Consider the following 21116-nt stretch of genomic DNA (forward strand, 5'->3'; position numbering starts at 1 on the left):
GATGACCGATCCCGCCAACCCGGACCCGTTCCCGATCGAGGGCGGCTGCACCTGCCGTGCGGTCCGCTACGGCATGGCCACCGCGCCGCTGTTCGTGCACTGCTGCCATTGCCGCTGGTGCCAGCGCGAGAGCGGCTCGGCGTTCGCGCTCAACGCGATGATCGAGGCCGACCGCGTGCAGCTGCTCGAAGGCCAGACCGAGCGCGTGGCCACGCCCTCGGCTAGCGGCAAGGGCCAGGCCATCGTTCGCTGCGGCCGCTGCCGCGTCGCGCTGTGGAGCCACTACGCCGGCAGCGGCGACGCGGTCAGCTTCGTGCGCGTCGGCACGCTCGACGACCCCGACCTGCTGCCGCCCGACATCCACATCTTCACGATGTCGAAGCAGCCCTGGGTGCTGCTGCCGCCGGGCACGCCCGCCGTGGCCGAGTACTACCGGCGCTCCGAGCACTGGCCGGCGGCCAGCATCGATCGGTTCAAGGCCTTGAAAGCGTAGCCCCGAGACGCTGCGAGACCTGGTCGGCGCAGGCCTTGAGCGCCACGGCGATCTCGCCGTCCCAGCGGGTGTCGAAGATCGCTGCCGGTCCGATGGCGGTGACCGCCAGCACGATCGCGCCGCTGCTGTCGAACACCGGCGCCGACATCGCGCTGATGCCCGGCAGGATCTCGCCCTCGGAGCGGCTCAGGCCGCGGGCCCGCACCTCGTGAAGCTGCGCCTCGAAGGCCGGCCAGCCAGGCAGCGGCCGGGCCGGCGGCATGCCACGCTGCGGCGGCTGCGCGGCGCCTTTCTGCTCGCGCTGGCGCTCCTGCTCCAGCATGCCGCGCACCGCTTCCGGGTCGAGGTAGGCGCCGAACAGCCGGCCCGAGGCCGTGTGGGTGAGCGAGAACACCGTGCCGTGCCGCATGTTGACGTGCAGCGGCGCCGGCGATTCGGCGATCCGCACGATGGTCGCGCCGCGGTCGCCCCAGACCGCGATCGCCACCGTGTGGCCGATCTGCTGCGCCAGCTCGGCGATCAGCGGTGTCGCGATGTGCACCGGATTGGCCTGCTGCAGGCTGATCAGCCCCAGTTGCAAGGCCAGCGGTCCGAGCAGATAGTGGCCGGTGGTGCGGTCCTGCTCGATCAGCCCGAGGCGGCCGAAGCTGACCATGTACGGGTGCGCCTTGGCGGCGGACATCTCGGCCTCGCGCGCCAGGTCCTTGAGCGCCATCGGCCGGCCATGGTGCACCAGGGCGCGCAGCAGCTGGCCGCCCACCTCGATGCTCTGGATGCCGCGCTGGGCGCGATCGGAGTCAGCCGCCATCGGATTTCGTCATTCGTTGATACAGAAGGCATTAGACATTAACTGATCCTCGATTTACACTTCGCGAATTCGTCCCACGCGAATTCATTCACTTTAGACAAATTTCAGGAGACTCCGCGATGTCAGAGACCAAGAAGTTCGCCAGCCAGGCCGATCTCGAAGAAAAGAAGATCACCTTCAGCCAGATTTCGGAGCACGCCTGGGCCTACACGGCCGAGGGCGACCCCAACACCGGGATCGTCATCGGCGACGACTGCGTGCTGGTGGCAGACACGCAGGCCACTCCGGCGATGGCCGCCGATGTCATCCGCCGCATCCGCGAAGTGACCGACAAGCCGATCAAGTACGTGGTCCTGACCCACTACCACGCGGTGCGCGTGCTCGGGGCCAGCGCCTACGGCGCCGACCACATCCTGGCGAGCCAGGACACCTACGATCTGATCGTCGAGCGCGGCGAGCAGGACAAGGCCAGCGAGATCGGCCGCTTCCCGCGCCTGTTCGCGGGTGTCGAGACCGTGCCGCCCGGCATGACCTGGCCGACCATGACCTTCACCGGCAAGATGACGCTCTGGCTGGGCAAGCTCGAAGTGCAGCTGCTGCAACTGGGCCGCGGCCATACCAAGGGCGACACGGTCGTCTGGCTGCCCGGAGAAAAGGCGCTCCTGTCCGGCGACCTGGTGGAATTCGGCGCCACGCCCTATGCCGGCGACGCCTATTTCAAGGACTGGCCCAAGACGCTCGAGAACCTCGCGGCGCTGAAGCCCAAGGCGTTGGTGCCCGGCCGCGGCGCCGCGCTGACCACGCCTGAAGAAGTGGCCAAGGGCCTGGACGAAACACGCGCGTTCATCTCGGACGTCTACGCCAATGTCCAGAAGGGCGTCGCGGCCGGCAAGGACCTGAATGCGGTCTACAAGGAAACCTACGCAGCGCTCAAGCCCACGTACGGCCACTGGGTGATCTTCGACCACTGCATGCCCTTCGACGTCACCCGCTGCTACGACGAGGCCACGAAGTACGCCGATCCGCGCATCTGGACCGCCGAGCGCGACATCGAAATGTGGAAGACGCTCGAGGGCTGACGCCATGCAAGGGCTCGCATCGCACGACGCGGCGCCGGTCGACTACCAGTCGCTGCGCTTCGACTACAGGCGGCACGCCGACCAGGATGCCGCGACACCGGCCCGCCACCCGGTGGTGGTGGTCGGCGCCGGCCCCGTGGGCCTGGCGCTGGCCATCGACCTCGCCCAGCGGCAGGTGCCCGTGGTGCTGCTCGACAACGACTGCACCCTGTCGACCGGCTCGCGCGCGATCTGCTTCGCCAAGCGCACGCTGGAGATCTTCGACCGCCTGGGCTGTGCCGGGCGCATGGTCGACAAGGGCGTGTCGTGGAACGTCGGCCGGGTGTTCTTCGGCGACGAGCAGGTCTACAGCTTCGACCTGCTGCCCGAGGCCGGCCACGAGCGCCCGGCCTTCATCAACCTGCAGCAGTACTACGTCGAAGGCTATCTGGCCGAGCGCGCCGCCGAGCTGCCGCTGATCGACCTGCGCTGGAGCAACAAGGTGGTCGGCATCGAACAGGGCGCCGACCAGGCGCTCCTGACCATCGAGACGCCCGAGGGCGAGTACCGCCTCGCGGCCGGCCACGTGGCCGCCTGCGACGGTTCGCGCTCCAGCCTGCGGCAGCTGCTGGGCCTGGAGGCCAAGGGCCGGGTGTTCCGCGACCGCTTCCTGATCGCCGACGTGAACATGGACGCCGACCTGCCGACCGAGCGGCGCTTCTGGTTCGATCCGCCCTTCCACCCGAAGCAGAGCGTGCTGCTGCACAAGCAGGCCGACAACATGTGGCGGGTCGACTTCCAGCTCGGCTGGGACGCCGACCCGGTGGAGGAGCGCAAGCACGAAAACATCATCCCGCGGGTGCGCGCGCTGCTCGACAGCATCGGCCACCAGGGCGTGCGCTTCGACATCGGCTGGGCCAGCGTCTACACCTTCGCCTGCCAGCGCATGGAGCGCTTCCGCCACGGCCGCGTGCTGTTCGCGGGCGATTCGGCGCACGGCGTGTCGCCGTTCGGTGCCCGGGGGGCCAACTCCGGCGTGCAGGACGCCGACAACCTGGCCTGGAAGCTGGCCGCGGTGCTGCGCGGCGAGGGGCCCGACGCGCTGCTCGACAGCTACGCCAGCGAGCGCGAGTACGCGGCCGACGAGAACATCCGCAACTCGACCCGCGCCACTGACTTCATCACGCCCAAGAGCGAGGTCAGCCGGCTGTTCCGCGACGCGGTGCTGGAGCTGTCGAAGCGCCACGCCTTCGCGCGGGCGCTGGTCAACAGCGGCCGGCTGTCGGTGCCGAGCACCTTGCGCGAGTCGACGCTCAACACGCCCGACGTGGATGCGTTCGAAGGCCCGATGGTGCCCGGCGCGGCGGCCGCCGACGCGCCGCTGGCCGGCGCCGATGGCCGCGCCGGCTGGCTGCTGCGCGAACTGAGTCCGCCCGCCGGCGCCACCACGCGCTTCACGGCACTGGTCTTCGGTGACGGCGCCGAGGCCGAGCGCAGCCTCGCTGCGCTGGCCCGCGCCGACGTCGCCCTGCACGTCGTGCGGGTGGCCCCGGGCAGCGCGGGCGAGCTCGCCGCCCGGCGTTACGACGCCCGGCCCGGCACCGTCTACCTGCTTCGCCCCGACCAGCATGTCTGCGCGCGCTGGCGCGCACCCACCCCGGAGGCCGTGCGCGCCGCGCGCGACCGCGCACTCGCCAAGGGCTAGACCGCCATGGACCTGATCACCACACCCAACCTCGACGCCCCCGACGACTTCTACGAGGCCCTGATCGAAGCCCACCAGGGCCTGTCGAGCGACCAGAGCCACGCCTTCAATGCCCGCCTGGTGCTGGTGCTGGCCAACCACATCGGCTCGACCGCCGTGCTGCGCCAGGCCTTCGAGGCGGCCGCGGCTTCCCGTTGAACCCTCAGAGAGACTCCCCATGACGATCGCATCCGCGGCCGAGCGCCGCTACCAGGGCGGCTTCGGCAACGAGTACGCCACCGAAGCCGTCGCCGGCGCACTGCCGCAGGGCCGCAACAGCCCGCAGCGCGCGCCCTTCGACCTCTACCCCGAGCTGATCTCGGGCACCGCCTTCACGGCGCCGCGGCACCAGAACCGGCGCACCTGGATGTACCGGCGCCAGCCGTCGGTGGTCGCCGGGCGCTACCAGGCCTATGCGCAGGCGCACTGGACCACCGGCGCCGACCGCGAGATGGCGCTCGCGCCCGAGCCGCTGCGCTGGGCCCCGCTGCCGCTGGACGGCGCCGACGCCGATTTCGTCGACGGCATGCGCACGCTGGCGGCCAACGGCGATGCCGAGGCCCAGAGCGGCATCGGCGCGCTGGTCTACCACGCCAACCGCTCGATGGAACGCCGGGCCTTCGTCAACGCCGACGGCGAGATGCTGGTGGTGCCGCAGCAGGGCCGCCTCGTGATCACCACCGAGATGGGTGTGCTGGACGTCAAGCCCGGCGAGATCGCGCTGCTGCCGCGCGGGGTGGTGTTCAAGGTCGACCTGGTCGACGGGCCCTCGCGCGGCTACGTCTGCGAGAACTACGGCGCCCAGTTCCGGCTGCCCGAGCTGGGACCGATCGGTTCCAACGGGCTGGCCAACGCGCGCGACTTCCAGGCCCCGGTGGCGGCCTTCGAGGACGCGACGGTGGCCTACGAGCTGGTGAAGAAGTCGGGCGGCCGCTTCTGGTCGGCGCCGACGAAGCATTCGCCCTTCAACGTGGTCGCCTGGCACGGCAACCTGGCGCCGGTGAAGTACGACACCGCGCACTTCATGACCATCGGCTCGATCAGCTTCGACCATCCGGACCCGTCGATCTTCACGGTCCTGACCGCGCCCTCCGACACGCCCGGCACCGCCAATTGCGACTTCGTGATCTTCCCGCCGCGCTGGCTGGTGATGGAAGACACCTTCCGTCCGCCCTGGTACCACCGCAACCTGATGAGCGAGTTCATGGGCCTGGTCTACGGCGAGTACGACGCCAAGCCCGGCGGCTTCAAGCCGGGCGGCGCCAGCCTGCACAACTGCATGGTGCCGCACGGCCCCGACGAGGAAGCCTTCGACAAGGCGAGCCACAGCGATCTCAAGCCGCAGAAGCTCGACAACACGCTGGCCTTCATGTTCGAAAGCCGGTTCCGATTCATCCCGACCGCCTACGCGATGCAAAGCCTGGCGCTCGACCAGAACTACGCCGACTGCTGGGCCGGCCTCAAGGATCAATTCAAGCCATGACATCCATCGACGCCACCCACGACCCGAAGCTGCGCAGCTGGGTCGCCTCGGCCAACCAGGCCGGCTGCGACTTCCCGATCCAGAACCTGCCCTTCGGCCGCTTCAGTCACGGCGCCGACGCGGCGCCGCGCATCGGCGTCGCGATCGGCGACCGGATCCTCGACCTGCGCCGCGCCGGCCTGATCGACACCGACGACATGAACGCGCTGATGGCGGCCACGCCCGAGAAGCGCGCGGCGCTGCGGGCGCTGATCTCCCAGGGCCTGGCCGAAGGCAGCGCGCGGCAGGCGGAATGGGAGTCGGCCCTGGTCAACCAGTCGGCGGTCACGATGCATGTGCCCTGCCGCATCGGCGACTACACCGACTTCTACACCAGCGTGCACCACGCGACCACCGTCGGCAAGCAGTTCCGTCCGGACAACCCGCTGCTGCCGAACTACAAGTGGGTCCCGATCGGCTACCACGGGCGGGCCTCCTCGATCGGCGTCAGCGGCCAGCGCTTCAAGCGGCCGCAGGGGCAGACCAAGGCGCCGGACGCCGCGGTGCCCAGCTTCGGTCCGTCGAAGCGGCTGGACTACGAACTCGAGCTCGGCTGGTTCGTCGGCCAGGGCAATGCGCAGGGTGAGCCCGTCGGCATGGGCGCGGCCGAGGCCCATCTCTTCGGCGTCACGCTGTTCAACGACTGGTCGGCGCGCGACATCCAGGGCTGGGAGTACCAGCCGCTGGGCCCGTTCCTGTCGAAGAACTTCGCCAGCACGCTGTCGCCCTGGCTGGTCACGACCGAGGCGCTGGCGCCGTTCCGCGCGGCCTTCGAGCGCCCGGCCGACGATCCGCAGCCGCTGCCCTACCTGGACTCGGAGGCCAACCGCGCCCAGGGCGCGTTCTCCATCGAGCTCGAGGTGCTGCTGCAGACCGCGAAGATGCGCGAGGCGGGCGAGGCGCCCGTTCGCCTGTCGAAGACCAACAGCACCCGCGCCGCCTACTGGACGCCGGCCCAGCTGATCGCCCACCACACGGTGAACGGCTGCAACCTCCAGCCTGGCGACCTGCTCGGCTCGGGCACCCTGTCCGGCCCGGAGGCGATCGAGGCCGGTTCGCTGATGGAGCTCACGAGCGGCGGCAAGCAGCCGATCGTGCTGCCCAACGGCGAGCAGCGCAGCTTCCTGGAAGATGGTGACACGCTCGTGATGCGCGGCTGGTGCGAGCGCGCGGGCGCGGTGCGCATCGGCCTCGGCGAAGTCAGCGGGACTGTGCTGGCGGCCGGCTGATCCGAAAGCGTGCGGGGCCGCGGCCCCTCACCAAAGGGCAATTGCGCGTCGGCGTGCGGCGGGCACGATCGAGATCGATGAAACCGCACGAGGCGTTCGCGCTGCTGATGGCTTGCGCATTGGGTCCCGCGACCGCCTGTGCGCAGGGGCTGGACATCGTCGGCTCGCGCATTCAGCAGCATGCCAACGGGGTGCTGGCGCTGATGGCATACCAGGCGGTGCCGGACCTGACATCGAGCAGCCTGTCGATCACCAACCCGACCAGCGGCAACCCCGGCATCGTGATGTCGCAGCTGGGCGGCGGTTTCACGGTGAGCAAGAGCCTGCCGCTGTACCTCGAGGGCGCGATCGCCTACAGCCGCTACGACCCGGTCTTCGTCGCCAGCAACGGTGTCGACGCGCGCCAGCTGCCGACGCGCTGGAATTCGTTGAGCGGTACCGCCGGCATCGGCTGGGACTTCCCCATCGCACCGGAGCTCGCCTTCCGTCCGATCTTCAATTTCTCGCTCGGCAAGGTGGCGAGCGACCTGCAGGTTGCCAGGGCCTATCTCGGGCACGTCACCGACCGCCAGCTCGACTTCCTCGACGGCGGCTCGCTCAACGCCTATGGGCTCGGCGGCGCCGTCATGCTCGACTGGGAGCACTACCGCCAGGACTACGAAGTCGATGTCGAGCTGCGCTATTCGGACATCGAGCTCAAGTCCTACGGCAGCAGCAGCGCCGCGGTGGAGGGCAGCGCCTCGGCGCGCACCGCCAACCTGTGGGCGCGCTGGCGCGCCCCGACCGGGCTGCAGGCCTTCGACCGGCCGTTGCGCTACGTGTTGGAGTTCTCCCATTCGCGCTACCTGGGCAGCCAGGCCGACGTGCTGGGCTTCGACCGCCTGACCACGCTGGGCACCGGGCTCGAACTGGACACCAGCGCCCACGACATCTTCATCACCCGGATCCGGGCCGTGGTGCGCTATGTGTTCGGCAACAACGTGTCGGGGTTCTCGCTGGGGCTGGCCGTGAGTTTTTGACGGGACGTCGCTGCGCTAGGCGCCGGTCGCGGCCCGGGTGGCCTCCAGGTGCAAGCGGGCCCGCTCGGCCAGCGCCATCTCGCCCGGCGTGCCGGGTGTGAAGCTGTCGACCGGCAGGGTGCGGCCGTGCGAGTCGACCGAGACGAAGACCACCAGGCATTCGGTGGTCTTGTGCATCTCGCCGCCCTTCATGTCGCCGCTGCGCACCTCGACCGAGATGTTCATGCTGCTGTTGCCGGTGTAGGCGAGGCGGGCCTCGACCTCGACCAGGTCGCCGATCATGATCGGGCGATGGAAGCGGATGCTGCCGATGAAGACCGTCACGCAGTAGCGCTTGGACCAGCTGGTCGCGCAGGCGTAGCCGGCCTCGTCGATCCATTTCATGACGGTGCCGCCGTGGACCTTGCCGCCGAAGTTGACGGTGCTGGGTTCGGCCAGGAAGCGCAGGGTGATGGACGACATGGAGGGCCTGGGCGAGGAGTGGATCGAGGACGCCGATTATGCGAGCGCCACGGCGACCTGATACAAATGCGCCGGCATGTCTTAACAATCTCGAGACAAAAAAATGAAACTCCTCCTGTCGTTGATCGCCGCCGGCGCCGCGGCCCTGCTGTCCACCCCGGTGGCGGCGCAGGCGCCGGCCACGGACTTCCCGAGCAAACCGGTGACCATCGTCACGCCCTTCGCCGCCGGCAGCGGGCCCGATGCGGTGCTGCGGCTGATCTCCGACAAGCTCGGCCGGCTCTGGAACCAGCGCGTGCTGGTCGACAACAAGCCCGGCGGCGGCGGCTTCATCGCGATTGAGCAGGCCCGGCGCGCCGCGCCCGACGGCTACACGCTGCTGCAGCTCGACAGCGAGCACATCGCCGCCCTGCCGCACCTGTACAAGTCGCGCAACTTCGTGACCTTGCAGCACTTCGACCCGGTGGCCTCGCTGTTCCGCACGCCCTTCTTCGTCGCGGTGCCGACCGATTCGAAGTGGAAGACCATGGGCGACCTGGTCGCCGCCGCCAAGGCGCAGCCGGGCCAGATCAGCTACGGCTCGTGGGGTGTCGGCAGCCCGGGCCACCTGGGCGGCCAGCAGCTCGAGTCGCTGACCGGCACCCACATGCAGCACGTGCCCTACCGCGAGGTCTCGCAACTGTTCGCCAACGTGGGTTCGGGCGAGGTGGCGTGGAGCTTCGCCAGCCTGCCGTCGAGCCAGGGCATCTACAAGGCCGGCAAGCTGCGCTACATCGCGATCGCGGCGCCCAAGCGCATCCCGCAGATGCCCGACGTGCCCACCATGGCCGAATCCGGCGGCCCGGCCGGGCTGGAGGTGAACTCCTTCGTCTCGCTGCTGACGCCCAAGGGTGTGCCGGCGGCGATCCGGGCCCGGATCAACGCCGATGTCGCCAAGGTCATCGCCGACCCCGAGATCCGGGCCCGCTTCGATACCTTCGCCTTCGAGCCGCTGGCCTGGTCGCCCGAGGAGATCGAACGCAACGCCGAAGTCAAGTCGAAGATCTACGGCGAGCTCGTGCGGCGCGGGAACATCAGCCTCGAATGACGTCTTGTTACAAGACAGGGCTATCCTTGGGTTCTCGTTCGTTCCTCATTCCTCCTTCCCCCATGCATCCCTCCAAGAGAGCCCTCCTGATCGCTGCCGCCTGCGGCATCGCCACCGCTGCCCTGCCGTTCGCCGCCTCGGCGCAGGGCGCTGCCTGGCCCACCAAGCCGATCCGGCTGATCGTCGGCTTCCCTGGCGGCTCGACGCCCGACATCGCGGCCCGCGCCATCGCCGAGCCGCTGTCCAAGGCGCTCGGCCAACCGGTGGTGGTCGACAACAAGCCGGGCGCCTCGGGCAACATCGCGGCCGACCAGGTGGCCAAGGCGAGCGACGACCACACGCTGGGCATCGTCATCAACGGCAACCTGACCTCGTCGAAGATGCTGTATCCGAAGCTGCCCTATGACCCGGGCAAGGACTTCACCTACCTGTCGCTGATCGCCACCGCGCCGCTGGTGCTGGTGGGGCAGGCGAGCCTGCCGACCGGCGCCGCCTTCTTCGACGCCGCGCGCAAGGGCGGAGACAAGTGGAGCTACGGCTCGGTCGGCGTCGGCTCGGTCGGCCACCTCGGCATGGAGCTGCTCAAGAGCAAGGTGCCGGGCCTGAAGGCCGAGCACGTGCCCTACCAGGGCAACCCGCAGGTCATGACCGACCTGATCGGCAACCAGATCCAGATGGCGCTGATCCCGCCCGGCGTGGCGCTGCCGCAGATCAAGGCCGGCAAGGTCAAGGCGGTCGGCCTCACCAGCGGACGCAGCACGCTGGCGCCCGACGTGCCGGCGCTGGCGGACGCGGGCGTGCGCGACTTCAACCTCGAAGTCTGGACCGCGCTGGTCGGCCCGGCCAACCTGTCGAAGACGGCGCAGGACCGCATCACGAAGGAACTGGCGATCATCATGAAGTCGCCCGACGTGCGCCAGAAGCTGTTCGAGCAGGGCTGGCAGGCGGTCGGCACCTCGCCCGACGGCATGCGCGCGCGGGTGAAGGAAGAGGCCGCGATCATGACCAAGATCATTTCCACCAACGGCATCAAGCTGCAGTGAGCCAGACAGTCGTCGAGCCGCAACGCACGCTGCCGGTCTACGGCGAGTACGACGTCGTCGTGGTCGGCGGCGGGCCGGCCGGCATCGCTGCCGCGGTGAGCGCGGCGCGCCACGGCGCCCGCACCTTGCTGGTCGAGCGCTACGGCTTCCTCGGCGGCATGGGCACCGCCGGCGGCGTCACCAATTTCGCCGGCCTCTACGGCCGGCGCGACGGCGAGATGACCCAGCTGGTGCACGGCGTGGCCGACGCGCTGCTGGCGCGCATCGACGCCCTGGGCGGCCTCAACAAGCCGCAGGACGGCCTGCAGGGCCGCATCCGCGTGCGCTCCTACGACACCTCGATCTACAAGTGCGCGGCCGACCAGCTGCTGCTGGGCGCCGGAGTGGAACTGCTGTTCCACGCGCTGGCTGCCGCGGTCGTGATGGATGGCGCGCGCATCGCGGCGCTGGTGGTCGAGACCAAGTCGGGGCGCCAGGCGATCCGCGCCAATGCCTTCGTCGACGGCAGCGGCGACGCCGATGTCGCGGCCTTCGCCGGCGTGCCCTTCGCGGTTGGCGATGGCCACGGCAGCGGCCTGTTCCCCTCGACCATGTTCCGGGTCGGCCATGTCGAGGCGGCGCGCGCGCTGGCCGCGGTGGGCGAGTTCAAGGCCATCAACGACCTGATGGCGCAGGTGCGCGAGCGCGACCCGGAGGCCTACCGGTTTCCGCGCGAGGGCGCGATCCTGCGTCCGCAGATCGACCCGCGCGAATGGCGCGCCAACGTGACGCAGATCCGCAATGCCGAAGGCGGCGCGATGAACGGCGTCGATGCCCGCCAGCTCAGCGACGGCGAGGTCGAGGGCCGGCGCCAGATCGGCGAGTTCTTCAGGTTCCTGAAAGCCGAGGTGCCGGGCTTCGAGCAGTCGGCCATCGTCGAGATCGCGCCCCAGGTCGGGATCCGCGAGACCCGGCGCATCGAGGGGCTGTATGCGCTGACCGGCGAAGACATCCTGTCGTCGGCGCGCTTCGACGACAGCATCGGCATCAATGCCTGGCCGATGGAGATGCACGCGGCGGGCCGGATCGAGTGGGCCTTTCCGCGCGACGGGCGGCGCACCTTCAACCAGCTGCCCTGGCGCATGCTGGTGCCGCGCGGGGTCGACAACCTGCTGGTGGCCGGCCGCTGCGCCTCGATGACCCACGAGGGCCAGTCGGCCGCGCGCGCCAGCGGCGGCTGCTTCGTGATGGGGCAGGCCGCGGGCACCGCCGCGGCGGCGCTGGGCGGCGGCCGCTTCGCCGAGGTCGAGGTGCCGGCGCTGCAGCGCAAGCTCGCGGCCGACGGCGTCGACCTGGACCGCTGAACACCGGCTGACAGCCGCGGGACAGCGCGGAGGCCGGGTCTTTGCTATCGTGGCAGGCTCCCGTTTTCCCGCCTCCCCGATGATTGATCCTTCCACCGCCGCCCGCGTCGTCGCCGACCTGGTCGATCTCATGCGCCTCGAAACCCTGGGCGCCGACCGCTTCCTGGCCCAGAGCGAGGACATCGGCACCCCCGCCGTCTTCGGCGGCCAGGTGCTCGGCCAGGCCCTGATGGCCGCCAGCCGCACGGTCGAGGCCGACCGGCCGGCCCACTCGATGCACGCCTATTTCCTGCTGCCCGGCGAGCATGCGCCGATCGAATATTCGGTCGACCGCGTGCGCGACGGCCGCAGCTTCACCACCCGCCACGTGGTGGCGCGCCAGGGCGAGCGCATCATCTTCGAGATGTCGGCCTCGTTCCAGACCGTCGACGACGGCATCGAGCACCAGCTGCCGATGCCCGCCGCGGCTGGCCCGGAGGGCCTGGCGAGCGAACTCGAGCAGCGCATCGCGATGGGCGAGCGCCTGCCCGCGCGCTGGCGCGACAAGGCCCTCGCGCCGCACGGCCTCGAGTACCGCCGGGTCGACCCCGACGACCTGCTCGCGCCCGCGGTACGGCCCTCCGAGAGCGCGCTCTGGATGCGCGCCATCGCGCCGCTGCCCGACGACCCCAACGTGCACCGTGCGCTGCTGGCCTATGCCTCGGACCATGGCCTGCTGGGCGCGGCCATGCGGCCGCACGGGCTCAGCTTCATGAGCGGCCAGGTGCGGCCCGCGAGCCTGGACCACGCGATGTGGTTCCATCGCGATTTCCGGCTCGACGACTGGCTGCTGTACAGCCTCGATTCGCCGAGCGCGAGCGGTGCCCGCGGCTTGTGCCGCGGCAGCATCTTCGCGCGCGACGGCCGGCTGGTCGCTTCCACCGCCCAGGAGGGGATGCTGCGGGTGCGGCGCCCCGAAAGCGCATGAGCCTCCTGTTCTCGCCTTTCTCGCTCGGCCCGCTGGCGCTGCGCAACCGCATCGTGATCGCGCCGATGTGCCAGTACTCGGCCGAGGACGGCAACGCGGCCGACTGGCACCTGATCCATCTCGGGCAGCTCGCGCTGTCGGGCGCCGGGCTGCTGATCATCGAGGCGACCGCGGTCGAGGCGCTGGGGCGCATCACGCTCGGCGACCTCGGCCTCTACACCGACGACAACCAGGCGGCGCTGGCGCGGGTGCTGGCGGCGATCCGGCGCCATTCGCGAATCCCGGTCGCGATCCAGCTCGGCCATGCCGGGCGCAAGGCGTCCAGCCATGTGCCGTGGGCAGGCGGCCAGTGCCTGGCGCCGGCCGAAGGCGCCTGGCAGACGGTCGCGCCTTCGGCCCTGCCGCACGCGCCCGGCGAGCCTCTGCCTATGGCCCTCGATGCCGACGGCCTGGCGCGCGTCAAGGCGGCCTTCGTGCGGGCGGCGCAGCGCGCTGATGCGCTCGGGCTCGATGCCATCGAGCTGCATGCGGCGCACGGCTACCTGCTGCACCAGTTCCTGTCGCCGATCGCGAATCGCCGCGAGGACGAATTCGGCGGCTCCCTCGAGCGGCGCATGCGCTTCCCGCTCGAGGTCTTCGAGGCCGTGCGCGCCGCCGTGCCGCAGCGCATGCCTGTCGGGGTCCGCATCTCGGCCACCGACTGGGTCGAGGGCGGGTGGGACGTCGAGCAGAGCATCGCCTTCGCCCAGGGGCTCGCGCAGCGCGGCTGCAGCTTCATCCACGTGTCGTCGGGCGGCGTCTCGCCGGAGCAGAAGATTCCGGTCGGCCCCGGCTACCAGGTGCCGCTGGCCGAGCGGATCAAGCGCGCCGCAGGCCTGCCGACCGTCGCGGTCGGACTGGTCACCGAGCCGCAGCAGGCCGAAGCCATCGTCGCGGCCGGGCAGTCCGACCTGGTGGCGCTGGCCCGCGCCATCCTGTTCGAGCCGCACTGGCCCTGGCGCGCCGCCGCCGAGCTCGGCGCCCAGGTCGAGGCGCCGCCGCAGTACTGGCGTTCGCAGCCGCGCGAGCTGAAGGCCCTGTTCGGGGACGCCCGCATCGGCCAGCGCTGACTGCGCAGTGGCCGCTACCTGAACGGGTTGGCGGTCGCGAACCACAGGCCGATGCCGGTGGCGATGATGAAGGCACCGTCGGTGACGCCGGCGATCAGGAAGAACAGCGTCTGCAGCGTGTCCTTGAGCTCGGGCTGCCGTGCCGTGCCTTCCAGCAGCTTCGCACCCACGATGCCGATGCCGATGCACGAACCCACGGCGGCGATGCCGATGAGGAGGGCCACTGCGAGGGGGAGGATGTCGAAGCCGGTCATGGTGCGCTTTCGTTGGCCTGGAAGGTTCGGCCTGGTGGCTGCCGGTGCCACCCTGGCCTCGGCTTGCATCCAATGTCGCCGAGCCCCTGCGCGGCGTCGATGACCTTGCAGGTCATGGCGCGGCCGATGGTCAGCTCCCGCACTGCTTGCCGCAGCAGCGCTTTCGGATTCATCTCATGGTGACGGGGCGCCGCGCCTGTCCCAATAGAGGCCTGCGCTCGGATTCCGGCGTCGTCAAACCTTTGTTGCTTCACCATGTTCCCTCAGTTCTTCGGGTTGGCTGGCAGTCAGACGCCTTTGCTGCTCCTTCTTTTCGATGTCTCTTGCGCCCTGTTCACGGGTGGGTCGGTCTCCAGGATCCTGAGTCGCGAGCGACGCCGACGCCAGCGCCGCGAGGCGGCATGGCGTCACTACGCCCGGTCCATGGAAGATTTCCCCGAGCTGGCGCGTTGATCTAGGGCGTGTTCACACCCTGGCCGCCCAACAGGCGCTTCAGGTAGCGCCCGGTGTGGCTGGCCTCGTTGGCGGCGATGTCTTCCGGCGTGCCCACCCCCACCACGGTGCCGCCGCCGGCACCCCCCTCGGGGCCCATGTCGATCACCCAGTCGGCGGTCTTGATGACGTCGAGGTTGTGCTCGATCACCACGATCGTGTTGCCGGCATCGCGCAGCTGGTGCAGCACCTTCAGCAGCAGTTCGATGTCGGCGAAGTGCAGCCCGGTGGTCGGCTCGTCGAGGATGTAGAGCGTGCGGCCGGTGTCGCGCTTGCTGAGCTCCAGCGCCAGCTTGACGCGCTGCGCTTCGCCGCCCGACAAGGTGGTCGCCGACTGGCCGAGCTTGATGTAGCTGAGGCCGACGTCGAGCAGGGTGCGCAGCTTGCGCTCGATGGTCGGCACCGCCTTCAGGAAGTCGTGCGCGGTCTCCACCGTCATGTCGAGGATCTGCGCGATGTTGCGGCCCTTGTAGAGCACCTCCAGCGTCTCGCGGTTGTAGCGCTGGCCGTGGCAGACCTCGCAGGGCACGTAGACGTCGGGCAGGAAGTGCATCTCGACCTTGACCACGCCGTCGCCCTGGCAGGCCTCGCAGCGGCCGCCGGCGACGTTGAAGCTGAAACGGCCGGGCCCGTAGCCGCGCTCGCGCGCGGTGTTGGTCTCGGCCATCAGCTCGCGGATCGGCGTGAAGAGACCGGTGTAGGTCGCCGGGTTGCTGCGCGGCGTGCGGCCGATCGGCGACTGGTCGACGTTGATCACCTTGTCGAAGTACTCGATGCCCTCGATCGCCTCGTGCGCGGCCGGCTCTTCATGCGCGCGGTACAGCGTGCGGGCGACCGCGCTGTAGAGCGTGTCGTTGACCAGCGTCGACTTGCCCGAGCCCGAGACGCCGGTCACGCAGGTCAGCAGGCCGACCGGGAAGGCGACGCTGACGTCCTGGAGGTTGTTGCCGCTGGCGCCGATGACGCGGATCTCCTGCAGGTCGCTCTGCGAGGCCAGGTGCGCCGCCTCGCGCGCCGCGCGCCGCTCGGCGGCGGGGCTGGGCGGAAAGCGCGGCGCCTTCTTGCCTTCGTGGAAGGCCCGTGTCGCCACCACCGGCAGCCACGGCGTGCGGCGCGCGGGCACCTCGATCTTCTTCGCGCCCGAGAGGTACTGGCCGGTCAGCGAGTCGGCGCTGGCTGCGACCTCGGCGTAGGTGCCCTGCGCCATCACGCGGCCGCCATGGATGCCGGCGCCCGGCCCCATGTCGATCACGTGGTCGGCGGCATGGATCATGTCCTCGTCGTGCTCGACCACGATCACGCTGTTGCCGATGTCGCGCAGATGGCGCAGGGTGCCGATCAGCCGGTCGTTGTCGCGCTGGTGCAGGCCGATGCTGGGCTCGTCGAGTACGTACATCACGCCCGTCAGGCCGGAGCCGATCTGCGAGGCCAGCCGGATGCGCTGCGCCTCGCCGCCCGACAGCGTCTCGGCACTGCGGTCCAGGCTCAGGTAGTTGAGCCCGACGTCGTTCAGGAACTTGAGCCTGAGCCCGACCTCGCGCACCACCTTGTCGGCGATCTCGGCCTTGGCGCCGCGCAGCTGCAGCTGCTGAAAATAGGCGAGACTGTCGCGCAGCGTGGCGCGGCTGATCTCGTAGATCGCCATGCGCTTCGGCTCGGGGCCGGACTCGTCGACCAGGAACACGTTGCGCGCCTCGGGCCGCAGCCGGCTGCCTTCGCACTCGGGGCAGGGCTGCATGTTGCGAAAGCGCGAGAGGTCTTCCCGCACCATCGCCGAATCGGTCTCGCGGTAGCGCCGCGCCATGTTCGGGATGATGCCTTCGAAGGGGTGCTTGCGCACCAGCTTCTTGCCGGCCTGCTGGCCGCTGTCCATCACGTAGCTGAACTTGATCTCTTCCTGCGCCGAGCCGTTCAGCACGGTCTGCTGGACCGAGGCCGGCAGCTCCTCGAAGGGCTTGTCGATGTCGAACTTGTAGTGCTTGGCCACGCTCTCCAGCATGCTGAAGTAGTAGCCGTTGCGCCGGTCCCAGCCCTTGACCGCGCCGCTCGCGAGGCTCAGCGACGGGAAGGCAACGACCCGCGCCGGGTCGAAGAACTCGCGATGCCCGAGCCCGTCGCAGCTCGGGCAGGCGCCTACCGGCGAGTTGAACGAGAAGAGGCGCGGCTCCAGTTCGGCCAGCGAGTAGTGGCAGATCGGGCAGGCGAACTTGGCGTTGAACAGGTGCTCGCGCGGCGGGGCGGGCGTGCTGCCCTCGGCCGCCGGCGTTTCCATCTCGAGCGCGATCGCGCGGCCGTCGGCCAGCCGCAGCGCGGCCTCGAAGCTCTCGGCCAGCCGCTGCTGCATGTCGGGGCGGGCGCGCAGGCGGTCGATGACCACGTCGATGTCGTGCTTCTCGGTCTTCTTGAGCTTGGGCAGGTCGTTGTATTCGTAGGTCTGGCCGTCGACCCGGAAGCGGATGTAGCCCTGGGCCTGCATCTCGGCGAACAGTTCCAGGAACTCGCCCTTCTTTTCGCGCGCCACCGGCGCCAGGATCATCAGCCGCGGCTCGTCGGGCAGCGCGATCACGGCATCGACCATCTGCGACACGGTCTGCGCCTGCAGCGGCAGGTGGTGTTCGGGGCAGTAGGGCGTGCCGGCGCGGGCGTACAAGAGGCGCAGGTAGTCGTGGATCTCGGTCACCGTGCCGACGGTCGAGCGCGGGTTGTGGCTGGTCGCCTTCTGCTCGATGCTGATCGCCGGCGACAGGCCCTCGATCATGTCGACGTCCGGCTTGTCCATCAGCTGCAGGAACTGCCGTGCATAGGCCGACAGGCTCTCGACGTAGCGGCGCTGGCCCTCGGCATAGAGCGTGTCGAAGGCCAGGCTCGACTTGCCCGAGCCCGACAGGCCGGTGATCACCACCAGCTTGTTGCGCGGAATGTCGAGGTCGACGTTCTTGAGGTTGTGCGTGCGCGCGCCGCGGATGCTGATGCGCTGCTGCGCCAGCACGGCGCCGAGGTAGGCGTCTTCAGGGGGGAGATTCACGGGGCGGTCGATTTTGGGCAACCGGACATGATAAGTCCTGGGCGTTTTCCCGGCCATCTTGCGGTTTCGTCCGGTTTCCAATGCGGACGATTCCGCGGCAACGCTCCGGCCCGGCGCATGCGGCACAATCTCCGGTTCTCTTTTTCCTTCTCCTCCATCCATTCATCAGGGGCAGTGCATATGGCATCGGTCAACAAAGTCATCCTCGTCGGCAATCTGGGACGCGATCCCGAAACCCGCACCTTTCCCAGCGGCGACCAGGTCTGCAACGTGACCCTGGCCACCACCGACAAGTGGAAAGACAAGCAGAGCGGCGAAATGCGCGAGGCCACCGAGTGGCACCGCCTCGTGTTCAACGGCCGGCTGGCCGAGATCGCCGCGCAGTACCTGCGCAAGGGCTCGCAGATCTACGTCGAAGGCCAGATCCGCACGCGCAAGTACAACGACAAGGACGGCGTCGAGAAGTACGCCACCGACATCCGCGTCGACCAGATGCAGATGCTGGGCAGCCGCCAGGGCCAGGGCGGTCCCTCGGGCGGCGGCGACGACGACGGCGGCTACTCGCAGGGCGGCGGCGGCGGCGGCGGCGGTGGCGGCTACTCGCGCCCGCCGGCAGCGGCGCCTCGCGCGCCTGCGGCGGCACCGGTACCGCGCCAGGCGCCGGCCAAGTCGTCGTCGGGCTTCGACGACATGGACGACGACATCCCGTTCTGACCTCGACGTCGATCCGTAGACAAAAGGCAAAAGGGCCGGTTCTCCACCAGAACCGGCCCTTCGCATTTCGGCGATGATCTGACGCCCCCCGCCAGGAGCCGGAGCCATGTCGATCCCCCCATTGCCGCCGTCCCGCGCCAAGGTCCGCTCGCTGGCCATCCTCCTGCTGTGCCAGGTCGGCGCCATGACCGTCTGGTTCTCCTCCGCCTCGGTGGTCGCGACCGTCAAGCAGACCCAGGCGGTCAGCGCCCAGGCGGCGGCGCTGCTGACCAGCGCGCTGCAGGTCGGCTTCGTCGCCGGCACCATCTTCAGCGCCGTGCTCTCGCTGGCCGACCGCTTCGATCCGAGGCGCCTGTTCATGGCCTCGGCGCTGGTCGCGGCCGCGGCCACTGCGTGGCTGGTGTTCCTGCCGCCGACCGGCCCGCTCGTGTATGCCTTGCGCTTTCTCACCGGCGTCTGCATGGCCGGCGTGTATCCGGTCGGCATGCGGCTGGCGGCGACCTGGGCCCAGGGCGACCTCGGCCTGCTGATCGGCCTGCTGGTCGGCGCCCTGACACTGGGCTCGGCCAGCCCGCACCTGCTGGCGGCCAGCGGCGGGCTGGACTGGCGCCTGGTCTACGGCGTGGCCGCGGCCTGCGCCGCGCTCGCGGGCGTCGCCGTGCTGGCCTGCGGGATCGGCCCGCAAATGGCCCGCGCCGCCCGGCTCGACCCGACGAAGTTCATGCAGGCCTGGCGCGACCCGGCGGTCCGGCTCGCCAACCTGGGCTACCTGGGCCACATGTGGGAGCTGTATGCCATGTGGGCCTGGCTGGCCGTGTTCCTGCAGGCCAGCTTCGCGCTCAGCGGCCGGCCCGATGCCGCCCACCAGGCCAGCCTCTGGACCTTTGCCGCGGTGGCGTCGGGCATGCTGGGCGCCTGGGGCGGAGGCCTGCTGGCCGACCGCATCGGCCGGACCGCGGTCACCATCGGCGCCATGGCCGCCAGCGCCAGCTGCGCGCTGCTGATCGGATGGCTGCTGGGGGCCTCGCCCTGGATCGTGGTTCCGGTGGCGCTGCTGTGGGGCGTGACCGTGATCGCCGACTCGGCCCAGTTCTCGGCCAGCATCGCCGAACTCGGCGACCCGGCCTCGGTCGGCACCCTGTTGACCATCCAGACCTGTACCGGCTTCCTGCTGACGCTGGTCAGCATCCACCTGGTGCCCGACGTGGTGGCCCTGGCCGGCTGGCCCGGCGCCTTCAGCATGCTGGCCGTCGGGCCGCTGCTCGGCTGCGTGGCGATGTACCGGCTGCGGCAGCGGCCGCAGGCGCTTCGGCTGGCCGGTGGGCGGCGCTGAAGTCTCGCGACTACTGCGGCACCACCCGTGCCATGTGGCCCTGGCCCTGGATGAACACCCGCTGACCCACGCGCAGGCCCGGCACCACCGGCTGGGTCACCTCGACCAGCACGCCGCTGTCGGTGCGCACGAACACTTCCTGGCCCGGCATCGAACCGGCGGCGTTGTTGGCGATCTGGGCGCCGGCCATCGAGCCGCCGATGGCGCCCGCGACCATCGCGACGTCGCGCCCGGTGCCGCCGCCGATCAGGCTGCCCAGGCCCACGCCGGTGAGGCCGCCGACCACCGCGCCGACGCCGGTGTGGGCTTCACTGCGGATCGTCGTCGGTGTGATCTGCTCGATCTTGCCCTGGCGGATGACCATCGAGTTGGCATCGGGGCCGGGGGCTGCGCAGGCGGCCAGGACCAGCGCCGTGGCGAGCGCTGCGATGCGGGAGAAGAAGTTCGTCGTCATGTGAAAGTCTTTGGAGTCGGTTTGAAAAAAGTGGACGGGGGAACGCGCCTTAGCTCAGGAAAGTCAAGGCACCGTTCGACAGGTCGTACATCGACCCGACGATCTTGATCTGCCCTTTCTTCTCGAGGTCCGAGAGGGTCGGGCTGCCGCTGCGCAGCGTGTCGATGGTCTGCTGCACGTTGGTTCGCGCCACCGCGTCGACGAAGGCCGCGTTCTTGCTGGTTCGCTCGCCCGCGTAGGTCGTCGCCGCCACGGCCGGCTTGATGGTGTCGAGCAGGCCGGTCAGGTTGCCGAGCTGCACGTTGTCGATGGCACCCTTGATCGCGCCGCAGGCGGTGTGGCCCATCACGAGCACCACCTTGGCACCGGCGGCGGCGCAGGCGAACTCCAGGCTGCCCATCAGGTCCTTGTTGGCGATGTTGCCGGCGATGCGGGCGTTGAAGGTGTCGCCGATCCCCATGTCGAGGATGATCTCGGCCGGCGCGCGCGAGTCGATGCAGCTGAGGATCACCGCCGCCGGGAACTGGCCCGATGCGCTGGACCGCTTCTGCGCCAGGTAGTCGTGCTGCGTCGTCTTGCCGGATCGGAAGCGCTGGTTGCCCCGCTTCATCATCTCGATGATCTGGTCGGGGGTCAGCGCGTCGCGCTGGGCCTGGCTCAGCGAGGCCGCCTGGGCGTCCTCGGTGCGCAGGCCGATGCCGGCCATCAGCACGGCGGCCCCGGTGCCGGCGCCGGCCTTCAGCCAGCTCCGCCGGCCGCAGCAATTCTGGATCGATGTCATGGACGTACCTCCGTGGTTGTCGAGCCCATGATGCGGCGATCGATGCCGAAAATCCAGCCAGCGCGCGGCGCTAGAAGACGCGCTTGACAAAGGTTCGCGAGCCATCGATGCTCGCCGCCGGATGTGTTCCATGGACTCGGCCGACGCGCACGACACATCGTGGGAACCATGAGAACAAC

At 69.8% G+C, this 21116-nt stretch carries 21 protein-coding genes; 14 read left to right on the forward strand and 7 right to left on the reverse strand.

Going from position 1 to position 21116, the window contains the following annotated elements:
- The first annotated feature begins 1 nt into the window (after position 1).
- Positions 2 to 493 (forward strand): GFA family protein, encoded by a 492-nt coding sequence (locus tag QTI68_RS04260; protein WP_286519848.1) that lies wholly within the window; start codon positions 2 to 4, stop codon positions 491 to 493.
- Here the strand turns inward: QTI68_RS04260 and QTI68_RS04265 are convergent.
- Positions 474 to 1301 (reverse strand): IclR family transcriptional regulator, encoded by an 828-nt coding sequence (locus tag QTI68_RS04265; RefSeq protein ID WP_286519849.1) that lies wholly within the window; start codon positions 1299 to 1301, stop codon positions 474 to 476. The genes QTI68_RS04260 and QTI68_RS04265 overlap by 20 nt on opposite strands.
- A 119-nt stretch (positions 1302 to 1420) precedes the next feature.
- Between QTI68_RS04265 and QTI68_RS04270 the strand changes: the two genes are divergently transcribed.
- From QTI68_RS04270 to QTI68_RS04295, 6 genes are all read left to right on the forward strand, one after another.
- Entirely contained in the window at positions 1421 to 2380 is a 960-nt protein-coding gene (locus QTI68_RS04270; protein WP_286519850.1) for an MBL fold metallo-hydrolase, read from the forward strand.
- A gap of 4 nt (positions 2381 to 2384) precedes the next feature.
- On the forward strand, positions 2385 to 4064 hold the full coding sequence (locus QTI68_RS04275) for an FAD-dependent oxidoreductase (protein ID WP_286519851.1): 1680 nt from the start codon (positions 2385 to 2387) through the stop codon (positions 4062 to 4064).
- 6 nt (positions 4065 to 4070) lie between these two features.
- Positions 4071 to 4262 (forward strand): DUF2783 domain-containing protein, encoded by a 192-nt coding sequence (locus tag QTI68_RS04280; protein ID WP_286519852.1) that lies wholly within the window; start codon positions 4071 to 4073, stop codon positions 4260 to 4262.
- A gap of 19 nt (positions 4263 to 4281) precedes the next feature.
- Entirely contained in the window at positions 4282 to 5586 is a 1305-nt protein-coding gene (gene hmgA, locus QTI68_RS04285; RefSeq protein WP_286519853.1) for a homogentisate 1,2-dioxygenase, read from the forward strand.
- Entirely contained in the window at positions 5583 to 6854 is a 1272-nt protein-coding gene (gene fahA, locus QTI68_RS04290) for a fumarylacetoacetase (protein WP_286519855.1), read from the forward strand. The genes hmgA and fahA overlap by 4 nt, the downstream gene beginning before the upstream one ends.
- Positions 6855 to 6931: 77 nt before the next feature.
- Positions 6932 to 7873, forward strand: a complete 942-nt coding sequence (locus tag QTI68_RS04295; protein ID WP_286519856.1) for a hypothetical protein — start codon at positions 6932 to 6934, stop codon at positions 7871 to 7873.
- Between the two features lie 15 nt (positions 7874 to 7888).
- Here QTI68_RS04295 and QTI68_RS04300 read toward each other — a convergent pair whose 3' ends face one another.
- On the reverse strand, positions 7889 to 8335 hold the full coding sequence (locus QTI68_RS04300) for an acyl-CoA thioesterase (RefSeq protein WP_286509763.1): 447 nt from the start codon (positions 8333 to 8335) through the stop codon (positions 7889 to 7891).
- 103 nt (positions 8336 to 8438) lie between these two features.
- On the opposite strand from QTI68_RS04300, the gene QTI68_RS04305 reads away from it, so the two are divergent.
- The 5 genes from QTI68_RS04305 to QTI68_RS04325 all read left to right on the forward strand — a co-directional run bounded on the left by QTI68_RS04305 (position 8439) and on the right by QTI68_RS04325 (position 13884).
- The gene (locus QTI68_RS04305) at positions 8439 to 9422 is read left to right on the forward strand and encodes a Bug family tripartite tricarboxylate transporter substrate binding protein (RefSeq protein ID WP_286519857.1); all 984 of its coding nucleotides are present in this window, start codon (positions 8439 to 8441) and stop codon (positions 9420 to 9422) included.
- Positions 9423 to 9484: 62 nt separating this feature from the next.
- A complete protein-coding gene (locus tag QTI68_RS04310; RefSeq protein WP_286519858.1) occupies positions 9485 to 10465 on the forward strand; it encodes a Bug family tripartite tricarboxylate transporter substrate binding protein in 981 nt (326 codons plus the stop codon).
- On the forward strand, positions 10462 to 11808 hold the full coding sequence (locus QTI68_RS04315; RefSeq protein ID WP_286519859.1) for an FAD-dependent oxidoreductase: 1347 nt from the start codon (positions 10462 to 10464) through the stop codon (positions 11806 to 11808). The genes QTI68_RS04310 and QTI68_RS04315 overlap by 4 nt, the downstream gene beginning before the upstream one ends.
- 79 nt (positions 11809 to 11887) lie before the next feature.
- On the forward strand, positions 11888 to 12775 hold the full coding sequence (locus QTI68_RS04320; protein WP_286519860.1) for an acyl-CoA thioesterase: 888 nt from the start codon (positions 11888 to 11890) through the stop codon (positions 12773 to 12775).
- Positions 12772 to 13884 carry an NADH:flavin oxidoreductase/NADH oxidase gene (locus tag QTI68_RS04325; protein ID WP_286519862.1) on the forward strand — a complete coding sequence of 371 codons (1113 nt, stop codon included), beginning with the start codon at positions 12772 to 12774 and terminating at the stop codon, positions 13882 to 13884. The genes QTI68_RS04320 and QTI68_RS04325 overlap by 4 nt, the downstream gene beginning before the upstream one ends.
- A gap of 14 nt (positions 13885 to 13898) precedes the next feature.
- Here QTI68_RS04325 and atpE read toward each other — a convergent pair whose 3' ends face one another.
- From atpE to uvrA, 3 genes are all read right to left on the reverse strand, one after another.
- Positions 13899 to 14138: a F0F1 ATP synthase subunit C gene (atpE, locus tag QTI68_RS04330; RefSeq protein ID WP_286509773.1), complete on the reverse strand. Its 240-nt coding sequence runs from the start codon at positions 14136 to 14138 to the stop codon at positions 13899 to 13901.
- The gene (locus tag QTI68_RS04335) at positions 14135 to 14395 is read right to left on the reverse strand and encodes a hypothetical protein (RefSeq protein WP_286519863.1); all 261 of its coding nucleotides are present in this window, start codon (positions 14393 to 14395) and stop codon (positions 14135 to 14137) included. Before QTI68_RS04335 ends, atpE begins: the two co-directional genes overlap by 4 nt.
- Before the next feature lie 197 nt (positions 14396 to 14592).
- On the reverse strand, positions 14593 to 17712 hold the full coding sequence (gene uvrA, locus QTI68_RS04340) for an excinuclease ABC subunit UvrA (RefSeq protein WP_503011620.1): 3120 nt from the start codon (positions 17710 to 17712) through the stop codon (positions 14593 to 14595).
- A gap of 123 nt (positions 17713 to 17835) precedes the next feature.
- On the opposite strand from uvrA, the gene ssb reads away from it, so the two are divergent.
- Entirely contained in the window at positions 17836 to 18369 is a 534-nt protein-coding gene (gene ssb / locus QTI68_RS04345) for a single-stranded DNA-binding protein (RefSeq protein WP_286519865.1), read from the forward strand.
- Between the two features lie 106 nt (positions 18370 to 18475).
- Positions 18476 to 19702: an MFS transporter gene (locus QTI68_RS04350; protein ID WP_286519866.1), complete on the forward strand. Its 1227-nt coding sequence runs from the start codon at positions 18476 to 18478 to the stop codon at positions 19700 to 19702.
- A gap of 10 nt (positions 19703 to 19712) precedes the next feature.
- On the opposite strand, the gene QTI68_RS04355 is transcribed toward QTI68_RS04350, so the two are convergent.
- Complete coding sequence (locus QTI68_RS04355) at positions 19713 to 20156, reverse strand: outer membrane lipoprotein (RefSeq protein WP_286519867.1); 444 nt, start codon at positions 20154 to 20156, stop codon at positions 19713 to 19715.
- A gap of 49 nt (positions 20157 to 20205) precedes the next feature.
- The gene (locus QTI68_RS04360) at positions 20206 to 20937 is read right to left on the reverse strand and encodes a carbonic anhydrase family protein (RefSeq protein WP_286519868.1); all 732 of its coding nucleotides are present in this window, start codon (positions 20935 to 20937) and stop codon (positions 20206 to 20208) included.
- Positions 20938 to 21116 lie beyond the last annotated feature (179 nt).

It is taken from the genome of Variovorax sp. J31P207, from assembly GCF_030316965.1.
In the GTDB taxonomy this organism is placed as follows: domain Bacteria; phylum Pseudomonadota; class Gammaproteobacteria; order Burkholderiales; family Burkholderiaceae_C; genus Variovorax; species Variovorax ginsengisoli_B.

Bases quoted from the DNA above. Each gene is read 5' to 3' on its own strand.
- QTI68_RS04260 (WP_286519848.1), top strand. From the start codon at position 2: ATGACCGATCCCGCCAACCCGGACCCGTTCCCGATCGAGGGCGGCTGC.
- QTI68_RS04265 (WP_286519849.1), bottom strand. From the start codon at position 1,301: ATGGCGGCTGACTCCGATCGCGCCCAGCGCGGCATCCAGAGCATCGAG.
- QTI68_RS04270 (WP_286519850.1), top strand. From the start codon at position 1,421: ATGTCAGAGACCAAGAAGTTCGCCAGCCAGGCCGATCTCGAAGAAAAG.
- QTI68_RS04275 (WP_286519851.1), top strand. From the start codon at position 2,385: ATGCAAGGGCTCGCATCGCACGACGCGGCGCCGGTCGACTACCAGTCG.
- QTI68_RS04280 (WP_286519852.1), top strand. From the start codon at position 4,071: ATGGACCTGATCACCACACCCAACCTCGACGCCCCCGACGACTTCTAC.
- hmgA (WP_286519853.1), top strand. From the start codon at position 4,282: ATGACGATCGCATCCGCGGCCGAGCGCCGCTACCAGGGCGGCTTCGGC.
- fahA (WP_286519855.1), top strand. From the start codon at position 5,583: ATGACATCCATCGACGCCACCCACGACCCGAAGCTGCGCAGCTGGGTC.
- QTI68_RS04295 (WP_286519856.1), top strand. From the start codon at position 6,932: ATGAAACCGCACGAGGCGTTCGCGCTGCTGATGGCTTGCGCATTGGGT.
- QTI68_RS04300 (WP_286509763.1), bottom strand. From the start codon at position 8,335: ATGTCGTCCATCACCCTGCGCTTCCTGGCCGAACCCAGCACCGTCAAC.
- QTI68_RS04305 (WP_286519857.1), top strand. From the start codon at position 8,439: ATGAAACTCCTCCTGTCGTTGATCGCCGCCGGCGCCGCGGCCCTGCTG.
- QTI68_RS04310 (WP_286519858.1), top strand. From the start codon at position 9,485: ATGCATCCCTCCAAGAGAGCCCTCCTGATCGCTGCCGCCTGCGGCATC.
- QTI68_RS04320 (WP_286519860.1), top strand. From the start codon at position 11,888: ATGATTGATCCTTCCACCGCCGCCCGCGTCGTCGCCGACCTGGTCGAT.
- QTI68_RS04325 (WP_286519862.1), top strand. From the start codon at position 12,772: ATGAGCCTCCTGTTCTCGCCTTTCTCGCTCGGCCCGCTGGCGCTGCGC.
- atpE (WP_286509773.1), bottom strand. From the start codon at position 14,138: ATGACCGGCTTCGACATCCTCCCCCTCGCAGTGGCCCTCCTCATCGGC.
- QTI68_RS04335 (WP_286519863.1), bottom strand. From the start codon at position 14,395: ATGGTGAAGCAACAAAGGTTTGACGACGCCGGAATCCGAGCGCAGGCC.
- uvrA (WP_503011620.1), bottom strand. From the start codon at position 17,712: ATGGCCGGGAAAACGCCCAGGACTTATCATGTCCGGTTGCCCAAAATC.
- ssb (WP_286519865.1), top strand. From the start codon at position 17,836: ATGGCATCGGTCAACAAAGTCATCCTCGTCGGCAATCTGGGACGCGAT.
- QTI68_RS04350 (WP_286519866.1), top strand. From the start codon at position 18,476: ATGTCGATCCCCCCATTGCCGCCGTCCCGCGCCAAGGTCCGCTCGCTG.
- QTI68_RS04355 (WP_286519867.1), bottom strand. From the start codon at position 20,156: ATGACGACGAACTTCTTCTCCCGCATCGCAGCGCTCGCCACGGCGCTG.
- QTI68_RS04360 (WP_286519868.1), bottom strand. From the start codon at position 20,937: ATGACATCGATCCAGAATTGCTGCGGCCGGCGGAGCTGGCTGAAGGCC.